This window comes from Streptomyces sp. NRRL B-1140 (genome assembly GCF_001280065.1).
Taxonomy (GTDB): Bacteria; Actinomycetota; Actinomycetes; order Streptomycetales; family Streptomycetaceae; genus Streptomyces.
In genome coordinates this window covers 150,927-168,917 of record NZ_LGEA01000001.1, presented here as the reverse complement: position 1 = coordinate 168,917, position 17,991 = coordinate 150,927, and the positions used below count along the sequence as shown (strand labels likewise).

The window sequence follows — 17,991 nt, the reverse complement described above, 5'->3', positions numbered from 1 at the left end:
CTACGGTCTCCTGGTAGACACTGTCCCATGGATGCCGAGGGGACGCTGCGGGAGCGGCTGGTCGATGCCGGGGTGGAGCTGGTGCTGACGGAGGGCAGCGGCTCGGTGGGACTGCGGGAGATCGCCCGCCGGGCGGGTGTGTCGCACGGTGCGCCCCGGCGGTACTTCCCGACGCACCGGGCGCTGCTGTCGGCCATCGCCCGCCGGGGCTTCGAGGAACTGGGCTTCCGGTCCGTCGCGGCCACGCGCGAAACCACCGACCCGCGTGCCCAGCTCGCGGCACTGGCGCGGGTGTACATCGCCTACGCGCGCGAGCGGCGTGGCATGTTCGAGCTGATGTTCCGTCATGACCTCCTCGACAGCGACGGGCAGGCCGGGGCTCCGGCCGGGCCCCGGCTGCGGGAGGCGACGCGGCCGATGTTCGAGCAGGTCGTCGCGCTCGTCGCCCGGTGCCGGGAAGAGCCCACGCAGTCCTCGGCGGCCGTCACCGCGGCCGCCCTGTGGTCGAATCTGCACGGCATCGCCGAACTGTGGTCGTGGGGCAGTCTGCAACTGGCCCTCGGCGGCGGCGCGGGCGAGGAACCCGACGACGGTCCCGACCGGATCGTCGAGGCGGCGCTGGACGCTCATCTCGGCCCGGCCGCCTCATGACCGCGCGGCTGCGGCGCTCCGTCCCGCTGCTCGTCAGCGCGGCCGGGGCGATGATCGTCACGCTGGACGGCACCGTCCTGCTTCTGGCCCAGCCCGGCCTGCAGCACGCGCTCGCCGCCGATCCCGTCCAGGTCCAGTGGACCAGTACCGGCTACCTCGTCGCGGTGGCCTCCCTGCTCGTCCTCGCGGGCCGGCTGGGAGACCGGTACGGGCACCTGCGGCTGCTGTGCATCGGTCTGCTCGGCTTCGGAGCCGCCTCCGCCGGGATCGCCCTCGCGCCCTCGGTCGGCTGGGTGATCGCCCTGCGCGTGGTCCAGGGTCTGTTCGGCGCCCTGCTCCAGCCGGCGACACTGGCGGTGCTGCGGCTCGCCTACCCGGAACGGGAGCTCCGCCGGGCCGTCGCCGTGCGGACCGGCGCGATCGCGGTGGCCGCCGGAAGCGGCCCGGTGCTCGGGGGAGTCCTCGTGGCGCACTTCGGATGGCGGGCCGTGTTCTGGCTCAACGTCCCGGTCGTGCTCGCCGCGGTGCTGCTCGCGTCCGCGGTCCGCCTTCCCACCCCCGAGCGCCAGGCCCGGCAACCGCTCGACCTCACCGGCGCGGTGCTGCTGGCGGGCGCCCTCGCACTCCTCGTCCACGCCCTGGCGGGGGTCCCGGCGCACGGCTGGACCAGTGGGCCCACGCTGCTCGGACTGGCCGCCGTGGCGGCCCTGGCGGCCGCGTTCGCCGTGAGCCAGCGCCGGGCCGCCCATCCGATCGTGCCGTCGGCCGTGACACGGTCGGTTCCCGTGACGGCGTCCATGGCGCTGCTTCTGCTCGCCACCGCGGGCCTGTTCGGCAGCCTTTTCACCGCCGCCTTCCTCCTCCAGGACGTCCTGGGCCTGGATCCCCTCGCCACCGGGCTCCGCGTTCTGCCGCTCACGGTGCTGATGGTGCTCGGGTCGCCACTGGCGAGCGTCGCCCTGGGCCGCTGGGGACCGCGACCGACAGCCGTCACCGGAACGCTCCTGGTCGTGATCGGTGTCGCGGGGTTCGCACGGTTGTCCGCGAGCGGCGCGACAGGGCCGGCGGGGGCCCTCTGCACCGCTCTGATCGGCGCCGGGTTCGCCGCCGTCATGGTCACCGCCACCGGAACGGTCGTCGGCGATGCGCCGCCCGAGTACGCCGGAGCCGTCGGCGGCCTCAAGCAGACGGCGACGAACATCGGCCCGACCCTCGGCATCGCCGTCGCCACCAGCGTGGGCGCCGCCGCCTCCGCCGGTCCCACTCTGCTCGTCCTTGCCGCGATCACGGCCCTCGGCCTGCTCCCCGCGGCGCTGCTGCCAGGGAACCGAAGGACGGACATGCCGGAACGGCCACCAGGGCGCGAGCCCGAGGCCCCTGCACGTCGATGAGACGCGGGAGGGCTGCCGCCCGGCAGTTCCACAGGCCCTGAAGCCGGCTTTCGGCGTAGGGCCGTCGTCACACCGCGACGGCCTGCCGGGTGAGCGTCAGCCGGGCGTTGTCGAGCGTGGCGTCCATGCGTGCCGCCTGGCCCTTGGTGAACATGAACATCGCGGCGTCGTCGGTGTAGTCCATGTAGTTCATGAACATGTCGCCATCCGGTCCGTTGCCGCACGTCACATGGGGGAAGGCGGGGGAACCGGCGTTCGCCCCGCCCTGGTTGGGGGTGTCCGCCACGAAGTCGCTGCCGCTGCAGCCCTCGTCGTCGTCGCCCCAGATGTGCCGCAGGTTCAGCCAGTGCCCGATCTCGTGCACGGCCGTGCGACCGCCGTCGAAGGGGGCCGTCGCGGTGCCCGTGGTGCCGAGGGCGGTGTGGGTGATGACCACGCCGTCCGTGGAGGCGGCACCGCCCGGGAACTGGGCGTAGCCCAGCAGCCCGCGACGCAACTGGCAGACCCAGAGGTTCAGGTAGATGTCCGCGGGCCAGGCGTCCTGGCCCCCGCTCAGGCTGAACTTGACCAGGTCGTCGGTGTCCCAGTCGTCGACGGCGCTCTCGGTGCGCGTGATGCCGTCCGTGGGGCGGCCCAGGGGGTCGGTGCGGGCGAGGTGGAACTGCAGGCGCGCGTCGGCCACCAGGTCCTGCCAGACCGCGGGCACCTTGCTCACATCAGGATTGCCCGCACGGAAATCGCGGTTCAGCACATCGATCTGACTGTGGATCTGTTCGTCGCTCACGTTCTGCTCGGGGTGACTGTGCACGACATGCACGACCACGGGGATGTCGATCAGGCCCTGCCGGGCGGTGACCTGATCCATCGACTCGTAGGCGAACGCGGTGTTCTCGATCAGGGCCCGGTTCTCGGCGTACTCCGGGTTGAGGGTGAGGAGTCTGCGGTGCACCTCCATGGCGCCGCACCAGCGGCTGTAGTCGGGCGAGGTGGCGCGGAGGAATGCCTGCGCATCGGACATGGCGTGCCCTTCGAGGAGAGCGGGGATGTGCTGCGCCGCGCACGCGGCTGCGGAAGTGCGCGTCCGGAACGCGTCGCGAGAGCCGGGCGACGTCGGGCGGAGCGGTCGGTTGCCCGTTCCCTCCGAACCCATACACTGATAATTCTAGTCACTTTGGCATAAAAGCGACAATGTGAATGACGTCGGGTGAGTGAGGTGCGGGTCATGCGAGAGCCCCCGCCGGGCCTGTTCCGCTCGTGGCTCCACTCCTACGAGGAGGACCACGAGGACGTACGGGTCTACCGGCCGGAAGACTTCCCCTTCCCGCCCGCGCGCGGTCGCCGCGGTATGGAGTTCGCCCCCGACGGCACCCTCGTCGACCACCCGCTGGGCCGCGGCGACGCCCCCGGTGCCGTGCCCGGCCGCTGGCGGCTCGTGTCGGACTCCCACCTCGCGCTCACCTTCGAAGGCGCCCGCCCGGACCGGGAACTGGAGATCGTGCGCTGCGACGAGCAGGTGCTCCGGGTGCGGCGGCTGGTGTAACGCCCGTCCGTCCACCTGAGCCACCTCAAGTTGAACGAGAAACCTACCGGTTGAGCCGTCAATTGCATGACGGGCCGGGTGACTTGCCGCCCTGCTCTGAGCAGCTGAGACTGTAGACGATGACGTGGAGCCCACCGACACTCCGACTCCGCGCCGCCCCATGGACGAACACGGGGGTGACCCGGTGGAGAACGAACTGCACATCCTCCTCACCGAAGAGGACGCGGAAGCCGAACGTGTCGCGGAGCTGACCGGCTGTCTGCGTGAGGAGCTGCTCGATCTCGACGTCGACGACGTCACGAGGCTCCCCGGCGGGGAGCCACCGCCCGGAGCACGGGCCGTGGACGTCACCCAGATCGGTGCCCTGCTGGTGACCCTGGGCAGCTCGGCGACCGCCCTGAACCAGGTGGCCAACGTGATCAGGTCGTGGATGGGCCGTCGCCACGACACCCGCCCGTCGCTGCGCCTGCAGATGGGGGAGGACGTCCTGGAGGTGTCCGAGGCCACCGACGACCAGGTCGCCGAGGCGCTCGAGATCTTCGTCGCGCGCCATTCCCCGGCTGGAGCCGAGCCATGACGGATTCCAGACACGCGCTGATCATCGCCAACGACCGGTACGCCGACCAGGGGCTCAAGAAGCTCAGGGCGCCCGCCCAGGACGCCGCGGCACTCGAGCGGGTGCTGCACGACCCGCAGATCGGGGACTTCGAAGTGGAGGTCGTGCACAACGCCTCCGCCGACCTCATGCGCAGGCGCGTTCAGGGCTTCTTCAACGACCGTCGCCGCTCCGACACGCTCCTGCTGCACTTCTCCTGCCACGGCCTCAAGAGCGAGTCCGGGGAGCTGTACTTCGCCGCGAGCGACACCGAGCCCCCACTGCTGGCCGCCACCGCCGTCGCCTCCCAGTTCGTCCGTGGCTGCCTGGCCGCCACCCGGGCGGGCCGCAGCGTCCTGTTCCTCGACTGCTGCTACGGCGGCGCCTTCTCCCGGGGCTCGGCCTCCGTACGCGCTTCGGGAGAGGTCAACGTCCTCGAGTCGTTCGCGAAGGACGAGCCGGTCAGTGGGCGGGGCTGGGCCGTCATCACCGCGTCCGACTCCATGGAGTACGCCTTCGAGGACCGCGAACTCACCGAGAACTCCGCTCCGCGTCCTTCGCTGTTCACGCACGCGGTGGTCGAAGGCCTGGAGACCGGCGAGGCCGACCTCGACGGGGACGGCAACGTCTCCCTGGACGACCTGTACGAGTACGTCTACCGGCACGTGCGGGAGCAGAACCCCCATCAGACACCGAAGAAGGCGGCGGAGCTGCAAGGGGAGCTGCATCTGGCACACAGCCGGCGTGGCGGCATCAAGATCGTCGCCATCCCCTCGCCACCCTCCGTGCGGGCGGCCCTGAACAGCGACGACTTCCTCACCCGGCGGGGCGCCGTCACGGAGTTGTGCGCTCGACTGCAGCGTCCCGAACTGGCCGTGGCGGAAGGGGCGCGTCAGCAACTGGCCGAGGTCGCCCACAATGAAGTCCAGCCGCTCGCCGATCAGGCGGCCGCCGCCTTGAGCGAGATCCGCCTCGCACCGTCCCCGGACCACCTGGACTTCGGCCGTGTACCGAGGGGTTCGCACCCTCCCAAGCAGTCCGTGGCCCTGCACGGCCCGCCGCTGGCGCGTCACTGCGTGGTCCAGCCCGGACAGCCGTGGCTGCGGGTCGATCCGGCCCGCAGCGGTCTGGAGGTCCACGTCGACACGGCTGCCCCGGGGCACCTCGCCGGCGACCTCATGCTCAAGGGCGTGGCCGACGAGTCGGTGATCCACGTCGAGGCGGAGGTGGTCCCGGCGGACGGGGACGGCCCACACGAGCCCCAAACGCAGGACAAGCGGCGCACGGTGGTCGTCGATCCCTCGACCGTCCCGCCTCCGCCCCCGCCCAAGGAGCCTCCCAAGATCACTGAAGAGCAGGAGCGAAGGGACCGGACGACCCCGTCCCGGCGCGCACCCACCCTTGCCGGTGCCGCCCTCGCCCTCGCCATCACCTCGCTCGCCCTGCTCTTCATGACCATGCAGAGGGGAGTGGTGGCCGTCGTCGCGCGGGCCGACGCAGGGGAGGCCGGCAACGTCGAGGACAACATCCGCGAGCAAGGAGCGCTCACACCGCTCATCGTGTGTCTGATCACCGGCGCGGCGGCGCTGGTCGTCGGCGCGTACGCCCGGCACGATCTGGACGCACGGCGGGAGCACTACACGAGGCAGGCGGTGAGCGGCACGCACACCCTGACCGCGGTGGCGAAGGGTCTGGCGATCCCCGCGCTGATCCTGGCCGTCCTCGCGGGCGTCGCCTACCTGGTGGGCAGCGGCCAGTGGTGACCAGAGGGGGCCCGTTCGTCGCTCCGGCGACCGACGGGCCCCGCCCCGCCATGGTGGCGATCAGACCTTGAGGGGTTCGCCCTCGCCGGCCCGCGCCGCAGGCTCGGCGACCGCCCGCGGCGCCTCGTCGTGCGTGAGGTCCGGCAGCCGGTGCAGCCACTTCGGCAGATACCAGTTGCGCTCGCCGAGCAGCGCCATCACGGCCGGCAGCAGCACACCCCGGATGATCGTCGCGTCGATCAGCACCGCGGCCGCGAGACCGACGCCCATCTGCTTCATGGACTGCATGGACAGCGTCCCGAAGATCGCGAACACGGCGACCATGATGACCGCGGCACTGGTGACCACCCCGGCCGTGGTGACCACGCCGTGCCGGATCGCGTCCTTCGTCGCCAGACCCCGCAGCCGCGCCTCACGGATCCGGGAGACGACGAACACGTGGTAGTCCATCGACAGGCCGAACAGGATCACGAAGAGGAACAGCGGCAGCCAGGTGATGATCGCGCCGACGCCCTCCGCGCCCACCAGGGACGCACCCCAGCCGTGCTGGAAGACGGCGACGAGGATGCCGTACGCGGCGCCCACCGACAGCAGGTTCAGCACGATCGACGTGACCGCGATGGTCAGGGAGCGGAACGACAGCAGCATCAGCGCGAAGGCGAACACCACGACGAACGCGAACACCGGGACGACGGCGCCCGCCAACTGGTCGTTGAAGTCCTTCGAGCCGGCCACCTGCCCGGTGATGGGCGCCTGGACCCCGTCGACCTTGCCCAGCGTGGCCGGCCGCACCTCGTCGCGCAGCTTGTCCAGGCTCGCACCCGCCTTGTCCAGGTCGGAGCCGCCGACGAGCGGGACGTAGACGAAGGCGACGTTCTGCGCGTCGTGCAGCCTGATCTCCACCGGGCCGCGTGAGGCACCCGAACTGATCGCCCGGTCACGGAAGCCGGCGAGCGCGGACTTCACCTCCGGTGCGTTGATGTCGCGCGCCTTGACGACCACCTCGGCCGGCTCGGAACCCCCCGGGAAGGCGTCGTTGAGCCGGTTGTACGTCTGCACGATGGGCAGTGAGTCACCGAACTCCTGGTCCAGGGTGAGCTGTTGCGTCTTCATGCCGAGCGCGGGAGCCGTGATGGCGAGCAGCGCACCGGCCGCCACGACGACGGCGACCACCGGCTTGGCGAGGACGCGCCGCAGCACGGCCGTCCAGAACCGGCTGTCCTGACCGCCACCCTCACCGCTGCCGCCCCGCTCGCGCCGCCGCAGGAACGGGATGCGGCCCTTCTCGACGCGCCCGCCCAGCAGGGACAGCAGCGCGGGCAGCACGGTCACGGACCCCACCATCGCCACGGCCACCACCATCAGCGAGGCCAGGCCCATCGCCTCGAACTCGGCGAGTCCCGTGAACAGCATGCCCGCCATGGCCACGCACACCGTGACACCCGAGACCACGATCGCCCGGCCACTGGTCGCGGCGGCGATCCTCAGGGCCGTCTGCGCGTCCCGGCCGGCCTCCCGCTCCTCGCGCTCCCGGCGCAGGTAGAACAGGCAGTAGTCGACACCGACCGCCATGCCGACCAGCAGCATCACGGAGTTGGCGGTCTCACTCATCGGCATGACGTGGCTGACGACACCCATCAGACCCATCGTCGCCATGATCGCGGTGATCGCCAGCACCATCGGCAGCAGCGCGGCGACGAGCGCGCCGAACGCGATCAGCAGGATGCCGAACGCCACCGGTACCGCGGAGTACTCGGCCTTCTTGAAGTCCTCGCCGTACGCGTCGCCGAACGTCTTCATCATGCTGGCGCCGCCGATCTCCTCGATCCGCAGCGACTCGTGGTCCCGCTGGACGCCCTCGACGGCCTTCAGCACCGGTTCGATCCGCTCGCCGGCGGTGTCCGCCTCGCCGCGCACGTCGAACTGCACGAGCGCGCTGCGGCCGTCCTTGGAGATCGTCTTCGTGTCGTACGGCGAGGTCACCTCGGTGACCCGGCCGGTCCCCTCGACAGCCCGTACGACGGCGTCGACGGCGTCGCGGAACTCGCCGTCCGTCGCCTTCAGCTCACCGCCCTTGGCCTGGATCAGCACCGTCTCACCGGCCGGCTCGTCGATCCCGGCGTCCTCGATGATCCGCGCGGCGGTGTGCGTCTCACCCTTCAGCTGGTCGCTGTCCTTGACGTCGACCCGGCCCGCGGCCGAACCGAGCCCCATCGCCAGGACGACGAACAGTACCCAGATACCGACGGCGGCCCATCGGTGCCGGGCGCTCCACCCGCCGGCCCGGGCGGCGAAGCCCCGCACCCGTATGTCTCCGTTCCCCATGACCGGCTTGCCCCCTCGTGATGCGGCGGCGGCCCCCTGCCGCCCCCTTTCGTTTCGAAGGTATGGGCCGGATAAAACCATCTCGTCGTGCTGCCCGGTGAAGTGACGGGGCCGGAACTCATCCCTGTGGAGCGAGCTTCTCCCCACTGGGGAGGACCCCCGGAGACTGCGGTCCCTTACACCTATCGACGGACAGGCCGGGCTCCTCGGGTGTGTGGATCCTGAGCAGACGGTTGTGCCCCGCAACGACCGGTGAGTAATTTACGGGGCCGGGCAGCTGCCCGCAGCGGCCGTCGTGCCCACCCCCACGGGGCACGACGGCCCCTTTAACCTGAGCGGATGACGACGACATACGCGGCCCTGCTGCGCGGCATCAACGTGGGCGGCAGCCGGAAGGTCCCCATGGCCGACCTGCGCACGCTCCTGACGGACCTCGGCCACGACGACGTCCGCACCCATCTGCAGAGCGGCCAGGCCGTGTTCTCCTCCGGACACGGCGACGAGGAGTCGCTGGCTGCCGAGATCGCGCAGGCCCTCGACAAGCGCTTCGGGTTCGGCGTCGACGTGATCGTGCGCGACCACGCCTACCTCGAGGCGATCGCCGGCGCCTGCCCCTTCCCCGCCGCCGACTTGGAGCCCAAACAGCTCCACGTCACCTACTTCTCCGCACCCGTCACCCCCGACCGCTTCGCGGAGATCGACCAGGACGCCTACCTCCCCGAGGAGTTCCGTCTCGGCGACCGGGCCCTGTACCTGTACGCCCCGAACGGCCTGGGCCGCTCCAAGCTGGCCGAGCACCTGTCCAGGCCGCGCATCACCAAGGGCGTGATCGCCACGACCCGCAACTGGAACACCGTCGTCAAGCTGGTGGAGATGACGGGTGTCTGAGCACAACCCCGCCGTCGAGTCCGCGATGGAGGGCGAACTCGCCCTGCTCACTCCGAAGGTGCGCCGCTCGCCCGAGCGGGTCGCGGCACTGCTCCACCCCGACTTCCACGAGTTCGGCGCTTCCGGCCGGCACTGGACCCGCGCCGGCATCATCGCGTCCCTGGCCGCCACCACCGAGCCGGGAGGCCGCCCCGTCCAGGTCAGCGCCCTCAGAGGCGTCCAGCTCGCCCCGGACCTGGTGCACCTCACGTACGACACGGAGTACGACGGCAGCCGCGCACACCGCAGTTCGCTGTGGCGGCGCACGGAGGGCCGCTGGCTGCTCTGGTTCCACCAGGCGACCCCGTTCAGCGAACGGGCAACGTGATCCGGCGCTCCCCCAGATACGGCGCGTACGACGTGATCACGGCCGGCACGGTCAGCCGCGGGTCCGCGAAGAGCCGCGGCCAGTCGTCCTCGGAGCGGGCCGCGGCGACCGCGTCGGCCGCCGCGAGATCGTCCTCGGTGAGCGGCGCGCCCTTGCGGAGCCCCGGCCCCCAGGCGTCCCAGGGGAGCAGTTCCACACCGTTCAGCGCGGCCAGGTCGCGCAGGACGTTGCCCCGTACGAACCACAGGCCACGCAGCCCCTCGACCGAGCCGAGGCCGCACGTCCGCGGATCCACCCGCCCCTCGCGGCAGGCCCGCCAGACGTCCCCGGCCACCACGAAGGCGTCCCGCGGCACGTCCATCGGATCGAACGGCACGTCGTACCCGCTGTGGACCTGCGCGTCGGCCAGCCGCAGGCCGCCGTCCGGCGCGCGGTACTCGGTGGCCCAGTGGTCCTCGTACCAGCCGTCGCCGAAGTAGGTGGCGAAACCGCACCGCAGACGTGCCGGCGTTCCCGTGGCCCGCAGCAGCGAGCACAGCAGGAGCGAGAAGTCCCGGCAGGTCCCCACGAACCTCCCGCCGGGCGCCCGCTGTTCGGTGAGGGGGGTGCGCCCGCGCTCCCGCAGGATCCGCAGGATCTCCGTGACGTACCGGGACTCGGCGTCGTGGCACAGTCGCTCCCCGGGCACGTCGTACCCGAATCGCCCGCCCTCGTACCGGTGGATGATCAGGCCCCTGACCAGCGCGGCCAGTCGGCGTGGCTCGCGGGGCAGGCCGCTCGTGTCGAGATCCCCGGGATCGCTGTACGGCGTCTGCCGCGAGAAGAAGTCCTCGTTCATGCCGGGACCCTCGGCCCTGCCCCTGGGGCAAGGTCAACCCGCCGGCCGTTCACCTGAACACCGCCGCCACCCTCTGCGTACCTAGGGACGGACGGCACGAGCACGGAGTCTCGCGAGAGGAATCGCACGGCCACCGACAGGAGCCCGCAGTCATGAGCGACACGAACCTCGTCTACGCCTACGCGGTCCTGCGCCGCACCCCCGAGGCCGCGGCTACCACGCCCCATCTGCGCGGTGTGGCCGGAGAACCCATCCACCTCATCACCCCGGCGGTCACCGGCCCGCAGCTCGCCTTCGCCGTCGGCCACGTACCGCCCGCCGACTACGACGACGTCCCCCTCCAGACCCACCTCCACGACGTGGACTGGCTGGAGTCCACGGTCCGCTCCCACCACGCCGTGGTGGCCGCCCTGGTCGCCTCCGGTGCCGCCGTACTGCCCCTGCGCCTCGCCACCGTCTACCGCGACGAGGACCGCGCCCGCCAGGCCCTGGACACCCGGCGCGGCTACTTCCTCTCCCTGCTCGACCGGCTCACGGGCCATGTCGAACTCGGCGTCAAGACCTACGCCTCCCCGGACATCACCCCACCCGAAGCCGACGCCGACACCGCACCGGACCCGATCACGGCCCTCGGAGTCGGCCGCGCCTACCAGGTCATCCGCCGCCGCAGACAGCGCCGCAACGACGAGGCCTGGCGGACGGTCACCCAGGCCGCCGCCCGCCTCACCGACACCGCCGTCGCCCTCGCCGTCGACCGCGTCACCCACACCCCCGAACGCGGCAGCCTGGCGGGCTCGGCCCCCGGCACCAACATCGGCAACGACGCCTACCTCGTCCCGGCCGACCGCGTCCACGCCTTCCGCACGGGCATCCTCGCGACCGCCGAAGGCATTCCAGGCCTCCGCGTGGAGATCAGCGGTCCCTGGGCCCCGTACTCCTTCGCCCTGCAACCGGAACCGTACGAGGAACCGGCGGCCTGAGCGGCTATGGGGTTGGCAGGGGGGCCGGCCGGCGTCAGGCGCTCGCAGCCGCGGGCAGCGGCATCCTGGCCGCCTCGTAACGCTCCAGCACCACCCGTGCCACCTCCGGCGCCGGGCCCAGGACGTCCGCCAGGACGTCCGCCTCCGCCGCGCCCCGGGCGATACGGTCCGGGAGGAAGCCGGGGGCCAGGACGTACGGGGCGACGGCGACGCGGGAGCAGCCGAGGGCGCGCAGTTCGCGGACGGCGTCCTCCGTGCGCGGAAGGGATGCGGAGGCGAACGCAGGCCGCACGGCGCACCAACCGGTGTGCCGCCACTCCCGCGCGATGTCTGCGATCACTGCGATCGCCTCCGGGTCGGTGGACCCCGCCGAGGCCAGGACGACCCCGGTCGAGGACTTGTCGGCGGGCGTCAGGCCCGCCTCGTACAGGCGCCGTTCCAGCGCTGCCAGGAGCAGGGGAGAGGGACCGAGGACGTCCGCCTGGTGGATGCGCAAGTGCGGGGGCGCGTCCGCGAGGACCGCGGGGATGTCCGCCTTCGCGTGGAACGCCCGGGTGAGCAGGAGGGGCAGGGCGACGACGTCGCGCACACCCTGCACCGCCAGGGATTCCAGGACCCCCTGCACCGAGGGGACGTTGAAGTCCAAAAAGCCCGTCTCCACCCGTACGTCGGGGCGCGTCGCGCGCACCCGGCGTACCAGGGCGTGCACCGTCGCGGCGTGCCGCGGGTCGCGGCTGCCGTGGGCGATGACGAGGAGGACGGGCTTGTCGGTCATGGGACTCAGCTCTTGACCAGCAGGCCGCGGCTGCGCAGCACCCACCGCTCCAGCGGGCTGAAGATCAGCAGGTCGATGGCGATGCCGACGATCAGGATCAGCAGGATCGCCTCGAACACCATGGCCATGTCGCTGGCGTTGCGGCCGTTCTCCAGCAGCTGGCCCAGGCCCACGCCGAGGTCGGGGAAGGACGCGATGATCTCGGCGGCCATCAGGGAGCGCCAGGAGAAGGCCCACCCCTGCTTCAGACCCGCCACGTAGCCGGGCAGTGCCGCGGGCAGGACGATGTGCCAGGTGCCCTTCAGACCCGTGGCGCCGAGCGTGCGGCCCGCGCGCAGGAACAGCGGCGGCACCTGGTCGACGCCCGACACCAGGCCGTTGGCGATCGAGGGGACCGCGCCGAGCAGGATCACCGCGTACATCATCGAGTTGTTCAGGCCCAGCCAGATCACCGCCGGCGGCACCCAGGCGACCGACGGCAGGGACTGCAGGCCCGACAGGATCGGGCCGATCGCCGCACGGATGAACTTCACCCGGGCCACGATCAGGCCCAGCGGTGTGCCGATCACCAGGGCGAGGAGGAACCCGAGCAGACCGCGCGAGACGCTGGTCCAGATGTAGCCGAGCAACTCGCCCTGGAGCCACGCCGTCTGCACGACGTCCCACACCGCGGACGGCGCGGGCAGCTTGGTCGGGTCGTCGACGACCTTGAAGGAGACGAGCGCCTGCCAGACCGCCAGCACCAGCGCCACGGCGAGGACGGGCGGCAGGATCTTCTGGGTGAAGGTCTGCCGGAACGGGACCCGGCTCGTCTGCCGCGTCTCCAGCGCGTCGAGGCCCGCCTCGAGACCGGCGAGATCGTTGCCGTCCTTGGCGACGGTCGTCGAATCAGTGCTGGCCATGACGGCGGATCTCCCCACGCAGTTCTTCGGTGATCTCGACGGACAGCTCCGCCACGGCGGTGTCCTCGATGCGGCGCGGATGCGGGATGCCGACCGTCCACTCCCGCGCGATCCGCCCGGGGCGGGACGACAGCAGCACCACCCGCTGCGCGAGGCGCACCGCCTCGCGCACGTTGTGCGTGACGAACAGGACGGACACCTGCGTCTCGCGCCAGATGCGGGTCAGCTCGTCGTGCAGTACATCCCGCGTGATGGCGTCCAGCGCCGCGAACGGCTCGTCCATCAGCAGCAGCTTGCTCTCCTGCGCGAGCGCACGCGCCAGCGCCACACGCTGGCGCATACCGCCCGACAGCTCGTGCACCCGCTTGCCGTGGGCGCCCTTCAGCCGGACCAGTTCGAGCAGTTCCTCGGCCCGCTCCCGGCGCTCGGCCTTCGGCACGCCCCGCAGCTTCAGGGCGAGTTCGATGTTCTTGCCCGCGGTCAGCCACGGGAACAGCGCGTGCTCCTGGAACATCAGCGCCGGACGGCCGTCCGTGGTGATCTCGCCGGCGCTGGGGCGGTCCAGGCCCGCCACCAGGTTGAGCAGCGTGGACTTGCCGCAGCCCGAGGCCCCCAGGAGGGTGACGAACTCTCCGGGCGCGACATCGAGGGTGATGTCGTCCAGGACGAGCTGCTGTCCGGCGGGGCCCGGATACGACTTCGACACGTGCTCGATCCGGGCGGCGTGCGTGGCCGACTCGGTGCCGTCGGCGGCCTTGGTGAGGGTCGTGGCCATGGTCGTCACCTCCTGGGAACTCTTCACAATGCGGCTTCGGACCGGGCTTACTTCACGCCGAGACCGGCGTCGTCGACCGCGGGCTCGCCCTCGGCCTTCAGGACCTTGTTCAGCGGCGCCAGGTCGTAGATGCCCTTCAGGTCCGGCTTCTGCAGCAGCCCCGCCTTCACCGCGTGCTCCGCCTCGGTGTTGAGGGTGGAGGCCAGCGGGTCGTCGGTGAACCGGATCGACTTCCACGCCGGGTCCAGCACGTCGGCCGGCAGCGCCTTGCCGGTTTCCTGCTCCAGCAGCTTGTTCGCCGCCGCCTTCGCCTCGTCCGGGTTGGAGTTGATCCACTTGTTGGTCTCGACCGAGCCCTTGAGCACGGCCTCCACGACCTTAGGGTGCTCCTTGAGGAAGTCCTGCCGCACGATGATGTTCGTGATCACGAACTTCTTGTCCGGCCACAGCGTCGACTCGTCGAGCAGCACCTTGCCGCCCTCGGCGACCAGCTTCGAGGCGGTCGGCTCCGGCACCCAGCCGCCGTCGATCGAACCGGACTTGAAGGCGTCCGGGGTGACCTTGTTGTCGCTGCGGACGACCGTGACGTCACCCTTGCCGCTCTGCGGGTCGACCTTCCAGCCCTGCTCCGCGGCCCAGTTGAGGAAGGCCACGTCCTGCGTGTTGCCGAGCTGCGGGGTGGCGATCCGCTTGCCCTTGACGTCCTTCAGCGACTTGATCTTGTCCGGGTTGACGACCAGCTTCACCCCGCCGGACGCCGAACCGCCGATGATGCGCAGGTTCTTGCCCGCGGACTTGGTGTAGCCGTTGATCGCGGGGGAGGGGCCGATCCAGCCGATGTCGATGGACTTGGAGTTGAGGGCCTCGATCTCCGAGGGGCCGGCGTTGAAGATGGCCGGCTCGACCTTGGTGGCGCCGAGAGCCTTCTGGAAGATGCCCTTCTGCATGCCCACCAGCGCGGTGCCGTGGGTCAGGTTGCCGAAGTAGCCGATCTTGACGGTGTCGAGACCCTCGATCTTCTTGGCCCCGGCGGCGACCTTGGCGGCGCCGTCGTCCTTGGCCTCGGAGCCGTAGCCGCAGGCGGCCAGAGTGAGCAGGGGAAGTGCGGCGACGACCGCGAAACCGCGGCGCAGAGTGGATGAAGCAGGCACGGGAGGTGGTCCTCTCGGAGGCCCGGCGGTCACGGTCTTTCAGGTCGTGGCCGGGAGGTCGGCAGGTTTTCGTCTACGGCGGTGGGGGGTGAGGGCGCGCAGGCAGTGCGCGTACGTCAGCGCACACATCGCGCCACTCCGCCCTGCCCGCTGCCGAGAGCACCGCTGCCGACGCGGCCGCCCTCCTTCGCGAACGTGGAGTAGAAGTCGGGGGAGGTCATGTCAGAAGTCCCACCCGTCGTCCTCGGACTCGTCCTTGACCGGCTCGGGGGCCGCGAAGGACTCGCCGACCATGCCGGCGGTGAGGGTCTGGCCGTCGTTCGGGTCGATCAGGATGAACGAGCCGGTGCGGCGCGAGTCGGCGTAGGAGTCGACCGGCAGCGGCTCGGCGGTACGGACCTTCACCCGGCCGATGTCGTTGGCGACGAGCTGTCCCGGGTGCGGGTGCAGGGACAGGTCGTCGAGCGTGAGACGGGACGGGATGTCCTTGACGATCGCCTTGACCGTGCGGGTGCCGTGCTTGAGCAGCACCCGGTGCCCGACCGTCAGCGGGGCGTCGGCGACATGGCAGACCGTCGCCTCGATGTCCTGCGTGGTCGCGGGCGCGTCCTTGCTCGGCACGATCAGGTCGCCGCGCGAGATGTCGATGTCGTCCTCCAGCAGGAGGGTCACCGACTGCGTCGTCCAGGCCACGTCGACCGGCTCGCCCAGGAGATCGATGCCGGAGATCTTCGAGGCGCGGCCCGACGGCAGTACCGTGACGGACTCGCCGACGCGGAAGGAACCGGCCGCGATCTGACCGGCGTAGCCCCGGTAGTCCGGGTGTTCCGAACCCTGGGGACGGATCACGTACTGCACGGGCAGCCGGGCGTGGCAGTGGCTGAGGTCGTGGCTGACCGGGACCGTCTCCAGGTGCTCCAGCACGGTCGGGCCGCCGTACCAGTCCATGTTCGCGGACGGCTCCACCACGTTGTCGCCGACGAGCGCCGAGATCGGGATCGCGGTGACCTCGGGGACGCCCAGCTCGGTCGCGTACGCCGTGAACTCCTCGGCGATGGCGGCGAACACCTTCTCCTCGTAGCCGACCAGGTCCATCTTGTTGACGGCGAGAACCACGTGCGGCACGCGCAGCAGCGCGGCGATGGCGGCGTGCCGGCGGGTCTGCTCGACCACGCCGTTGCGGGCGTCGACCAGGATCACCGTCAGCTCCGCGGTGGAGGCGCCGGTGACCATGTTCCGCGTGTACTGCACATGGCCGGGGGTGTCGGCGAGGATGAACCGCCGCAGGGGCGTGGCGAAGTAGCGGTAGGCCACGTCGATGGTGATGCCCTGCTCCCGCTCGGCCCGCAGGCCGTCGGTGAGCAGCGCGAGGTCCGGCGCCTCCTGGCCCCGGCTCGCGGAGACGCGCTCCACGGCCTCCAGCTGGTCGGTGAGCACCGACTTGGAGTCGTGCAGCAGCCGCCCGACCAGGGTGGACTTGCCGTCGTCGACGGAGCCCGCGGTGGCGAACCGCAGCAGGGTGGTCTCCGCGAGTTCCTCGGTGGTGATGGTGCTCATCTCTAGAAGTACCCCTCGCGCTTGCGGTCTTCCATCGCGGCCTCGGACATCTTGTCGTCGGCGCGGGTGGCGCCGCGCTCGGTGAGCCGGGAGGCGGCGATCTCGACGATCACCTTCTCGATGGTGTCGGCGTCGGAGTCCACCGCGCCGGTGCAGGACATGTCACCCACGGTCCGGTAGCGGACCAGGCGCTTCTCGACGGTCTCGCCGTCCTTCGGCCCGCCCCACTCGCCGGCGGTCAGCCACATGCCGCTGCGGGAGAACACCTCGCGCTCGTGCGCGTAGTAGATCTGCGGCAGTTCGATGCCCTCGCGGGCGATGTACTGCCAGACGTCCAGCTCGGTCCAGTTGGACAGCGGGAAGACGCGGACGTGCTCGCCGGGCGCGTGCCGGCCGTTGTACAGGTTCCACAGCTCCGGGCGCTGCCGGCGCGGGTCCCACTGGGAGAACTCGTCGCGCAGCGAGAACACCCGCTCCTTGGCCCGGGCCTTCTCCTCGTCGCGGCGGCCGCCACCGAAGACGGCGTCGAACTTCTCCGCCTGGATCTTCTCGGTCAGCGGAAGCGTCTGCAGCGGGTTGCGGGTGCCGTCCGGACGCTCCTTGAGGACACCGCGGTCGATGTAGTCCTGCACAGAGGCCACGTGCAGCCGCAGCCCGTGCTTCTCGACCGTGCGGTCGCGGTAGTCGAGGACCTCCGGGAAGTTGTGCCCGGTGTCCACGTGCAGCAGCGAGAAGGGCACAGCCGCCGGCCGGAACGCCTTCAGCGCCAGGTGCAGCATGACGATGGAGTCCTTGCCGCCGGAGAAGAGGATCACCGGCCGCTCGAACTCGCCCGCCACCTCGCGGAAGATGTGCACCGCCTCGGACTCGAGGGCGTCGAGGTGGGAGAGCGCGTACGGGCTTTCGGTTCCCTCGGAAACGGTGGCGACGGTCGTCGTCATGCCAGTCCCCTTTCGCTGAGCAGGGCGTACACGGACGCCGCGGACTCCTGCACGGTCTGGTTCTGCGACTCGATGCGCAGGTCGGGCGTCTCGGGCGCCTCGTACGGGTCGTCGACCCCGGTGAGCCCGGTGAGCTCGCCCGCGGCCTGCTTGGCGTAGAGACCCTTCACGTCACGCTCGCTGCACACCTCGACCGGCGTGGCCACGTGCACCTCGACGTAGGAGGTGCCGTTCGCCTGGTGGCGCTTGCGCACCGCCTCGCGGCTGTCCTGGTACGGCGCGATGACCGGGACGAGGGCCAGCACGCCGTTGCGGGCGAGTAGCTCGGCGACGAAGCCGATGCGCTGCACGTTGGTGTGCCGGTCCTCGCGGCCGAAGCCGAGGCCCGCCGAGAGGAACTCGCGGATCTCGTCGCCGTCGAGCACCTCGACCCGGTGGCCCTCCTCGCGCAGGCGGCCGGCCAGTTCGTGGGCGATCGTGGTCTTGCCGGCGCTCGGCAGACCCGTGAGCCAGACGGTGGCTCCGGTCGTCACGTCACTCTCCTGAATCGTC

The 17,991-nt window shown here is 71.0% G+C and carries 18 protein-coding genes; 8 read left to right on the top strand and 10 right to left on the bottom strand.

Translation table 11 applies throughout. The features are described 5' to 3' along the window. Positions 1 to 27 precede the first annotated feature (27 nt). Both ADK65_RS00760 and ADK65_RS00755 read left to right on the top strand, forming a co-directional pair. The gene (locus ADK65_RS00760; RefSeq protein WP_053667783.1) at positions 28 to 651 is read left to right on the top strand and encodes a TetR/AcrR family transcriptional regulator; all 624 of its coding nucleotides are present in this window, start codon (positions 28 to 30) and stop codon (positions 649 to 651) included. Further along, complete coding sequence (locus ADK65_RS00755; protein ID WP_053667782.1) at positions 648 to 2,042, top strand: MFS transporter; 1,395 nt, start codon at positions 648 to 650, stop codon at positions 2,040 to 2,042. The genes ADK65_RS00760 and ADK65_RS00755 overlap by 4 nt, the downstream gene beginning before the upstream one ends. 67 nt (positions 2,043 to 2,109) lie before the next feature. Here ADK65_RS00755 and ADK65_RS00750 read toward each other — a convergent pair whose 3' ends face one another. Beyond that, positions 2,110 to 3,060, bottom strand: a complete 951-nt coding sequence (locus ADK65_RS00750) for a zinc metalloprotease (protein ID WP_053667781.1) — start codon at positions 3,058 to 3,060, stop codon at positions 2,110 to 2,112. Between the two features lie 204 nt (positions 3,061 to 3,264). Here ADK65_RS00750 and ADK65_RS00745 point away from each other — a divergent pair, with 204 nt between their 5' ends. From ADK65_RS00745 to ADK65_RS00735, 3 genes are all read left to right on the top strand, one after another. Beyond that, positions 3,265 to 3,582 (top strand): hypothetical protein, encoded by a 318-nt coding sequence (locus ADK65_RS00745; protein WP_159038695.1) that lies wholly within the window; start codon positions 3,265 to 3,267, stop codon positions 3,580 to 3,582. A gap of 160 nt (positions 3,583 to 3,742) precedes the next feature. After that, a complete protein-coding gene (locus ADK65_RS00740; RefSeq protein WP_053667779.1) occupies positions 3,743 to 4,159 on the top strand; it encodes a hypothetical protein in 417 nt (138 codons plus the stop codon). Continuing rightward, positions 4,156 to 5,940: a caspase family protein gene (locus ADK65_RS00735; protein WP_053667778.1), complete on the top strand. Its 1,785-nt coding sequence runs from the start codon at positions 4,156 to 4,158 to the stop codon at positions 5,938 to 5,940. Before ADK65_RS00740 ends, ADK65_RS00735 begins: the two co-directional genes overlap by 4 nt. 60 nt (positions 5,941 to 6,000) lie before the next feature. Here the strand turns inward: ADK65_RS00735 and ADK65_RS00730 are convergent, their stop codons facing one another. Beyond that, a complete protein-coding gene (locus ADK65_RS00730) occupies positions 6,001 to 8,265 on the bottom strand; it encodes an MMPL family transporter (RefSeq protein ID WP_053667777.1) in 2,265 nt (754 codons plus the stop codon). A 339-nt stretch (positions 8,266 to 8,604) separates the two neighbouring features. Here ADK65_RS00730 and ADK65_RS00725 point away from each other — a divergent pair, with 339 nt between their 5' ends. Together ADK65_RS00725 and ADK65_RS00720 are read left to right on the top strand one after the other, a co-directional pair. Further along, positions 8,605 to 9,153: a DUF1697 domain-containing protein gene (locus ADK65_RS00725; RefSeq protein ID WP_053667776.1), complete on the top strand. Its 549-nt coding sequence runs from the start codon at positions 8,605 to 8,607 to the stop codon at positions 9,151 to 9,153. Beyond that, on the top strand, positions 9,146 to 9,520 hold the full coding sequence (locus ADK65_RS00720) for a DUF4440 domain-containing protein (protein ID WP_053667775.1): 375 nt from the start codon (positions 9,146 to 9,148) through the stop codon (positions 9,518 to 9,520). Before ADK65_RS00725 ends, ADK65_RS00720 begins: the two co-directional genes overlap by 8 nt. Here the strand turns inward: ADK65_RS00720 and ADK65_RS00715 are convergent. Then, positions 9,501 to 10,358, bottom strand: a complete 858-nt coding sequence (locus ADK65_RS00715; RefSeq protein ID WP_053667774.1) for a transglutaminase domain-containing protein — start codon at positions 10,356 to 10,358, stop codon at positions 9,501 to 9,503. The genes ADK65_RS00720 and ADK65_RS00715 overlap by 20 nt on opposite strands. 152 nt (positions 10,359 to 10,510) lie before the next feature. Between ADK65_RS00715 and ADK65_RS00710 the strand changes: the two genes are divergently transcribed. Further along, complete coding sequence (locus tag ADK65_RS00710) at positions 10,511 to 11,338, top strand: GvpL/GvpF family gas vesicle protein (RefSeq protein ID WP_053667773.1); 828 nt, start codon at positions 10,511 to 10,513, stop codon at positions 11,336 to 11,338. A gap of 34 nt (positions 11,339 to 11,372) precedes the next feature. Here ADK65_RS00710 and ADK65_RS00705 read toward each other — a convergent pair whose 3' ends face one another. The 7 genes from ADK65_RS00705 to cysC form a co-directional block, all read right to left on the bottom strand. Further along, positions 11,373 to 12,113 (bottom strand): sirohydrochlorin chelatase, encoded by a 741-nt coding sequence (locus ADK65_RS00705; protein WP_053667772.1) that lies wholly within the window; start codon positions 12,111 to 12,113, stop codon positions 11,373 to 11,375. Between the two features lie 5 nt (positions 12,114 to 12,118). Beyond that, on the bottom strand, positions 12,119 to 13,015 hold the full coding sequence (locus ADK65_RS00700) for an ABC transporter permease (protein WP_053667771.1): 897 nt from the start codon (positions 13,013 to 13,015) through the stop codon (positions 12,119 to 12,121). After that, positions 13,002 to 13,790 (bottom strand): ABC transporter ATP-binding protein, encoded by a 789-nt coding sequence (locus ADK65_RS00695; RefSeq protein ID WP_053667770.1) that lies wholly within the window; start codon positions 13,788 to 13,790, stop codon positions 13,002 to 13,004. The genes ADK65_RS00700 and ADK65_RS00695 overlap by 14 nt, the downstream gene beginning before the upstream one ends. A gap of 47 nt (positions 13,791 to 13,837) precedes the next feature. Beyond that, positions 13,838 to 14,941: an aliphatic sulfonate ABC transporter substrate-binding protein gene (locus ADK65_RS00690; RefSeq protein ID WP_053667769.1), complete on the bottom strand. Its 1,104-nt coding sequence runs from the start codon at positions 14,939 to 14,941 to the stop codon at positions 13,838 to 13,840. A 222-nt stretch (positions 14,942 to 15,163) separates the two neighbouring features. Further along, entirely contained in the window at positions 15,164 to 16,498 is a 1,335-nt protein-coding gene (locus tag ADK65_RS00680; RefSeq protein ID WP_053667768.1) for a sulfate adenylyltransferase subunit 1, read from the bottom strand. Positions 16,499 to 16,500: 2 nt separating this feature from the next. Continuing rightward, positions 16,501 to 17,439 (bottom strand): sulfate adenylyltransferase subunit CysD, encoded by a 939-nt coding sequence (gene cysD, locus ADK65_RS00675; RefSeq protein ID WP_053667767.1) that lies wholly within the window; start codon positions 17,437 to 17,439, stop codon positions 16,501 to 16,503. Next, positions 17,436 to 17,972, bottom strand: coding sequence for an adenylyl-sulfate kinase (gene cysC, locus ADK65_RS00670; protein WP_053667766.1), 537 nt, complete (start codon positions 17,970 to 17,972; stop codon positions 17,436 to 17,438). The genes cysD and cysC overlap by 4 nt, the downstream gene beginning before the upstream one ends. Positions 17,973 to 17,991: the final 19 nt, after the last annotated feature.

Bases quoted from the DNA above. Each gene is read 5' to 3' on its own strand.
- ADK65_RS00760 (WP_053667783.1), top strand. From the start codon at position 28: ATGGATGCCGAGGGGACGCTGCGGGAGCGGCTGGTCGATGCCGGGGTG.
- ADK65_RS00755 (WP_053667782.1), top strand. From the start codon at position 648: ATGACCGCGCGGCTGCGGCGCTCCGTCCCGCTGCTCGTCAGCGCGGCC.
- ADK65_RS00750 (WP_053667781.1), bottom strand. From the start codon at position 3,060: ATGTCCGATGCGCAGGCATTCCTCCGCGCCACCTCGCCCGACTACAGC.
- ADK65_RS00745 (WP_159038695.1), top strand. From the start codon at position 3,265: ATGCGAGAGCCCCCGCCGGGCCTGTTCCGCTCGTGGCTCCACTCCTAC.
- ADK65_RS00740 (WP_053667779.1), top strand. From the start codon at position 3,743: ATGGACGAACACGGGGGTGACCCGGTGGAGAACGAACTGCACATCCTC.
- ADK65_RS00735 (WP_053667778.1), top strand. From the start codon at position 4,156: ATGACGGATTCCAGACACGCGCTGATCATCGCCAACGACCGGTACGCC.
- ADK65_RS00730 (WP_053667777.1), bottom strand. From the start codon at position 8,265: ATGGGGAACGGAGACATACGGGTGCGGGGCTTCGCCGCCCGGGCCGGC.
- ADK65_RS00725 (WP_053667776.1), top strand. From the start codon at position 8,605: ATGACGACGACATACGCGGCCCTGCTGCGCGGCATCAACGTGGGCGGC.
- ADK65_RS00715 (WP_053667774.1), bottom strand. From the start codon at position 10,358: ATGAACGAGGACTTCTTCTCGCGGCAGACGCCGTACAGCGATCCCGGG.
- ADK65_RS00710 (WP_053667773.1), top strand. From the start codon at position 10,511: ATGAGCGACACGAACCTCGTCTACGCCTACGCGGTCCTGCGCCGCACC.
- ADK65_RS00705 (WP_053667772.1), bottom strand. From the start codon at position 12,113: ATGACCGACAAGCCCGTCCTCCTCGTCATCGCCCACGGCAGCCGCGAC.
- ADK65_RS00700 (WP_053667771.1), bottom strand. From the start codon at position 13,015: ATGGCCAGCACTGATTCGACGACCGTCGCCAAGGACGGCAACGATCTC.
- ADK65_RS00695 (WP_053667770.1), bottom strand. From the start codon at position 13,790: ATGGCCACGACCCTCACCAAGGCCGCCGACGGCACCGAGTCGGCCACG.
- ADK65_RS00680 (WP_053667768.1), bottom strand. From the start codon at position 16,498: ATGAGCACCATCACCACCGAGGAACTCGCGGAGACCACCCTGCTGCGG.
- cysD (WP_053667767.1), bottom strand. From the start codon at position 17,439: ATGACGACGACCGTCGCCACCGTTTCCGAGGGAACCGAAAGCCCGTAC.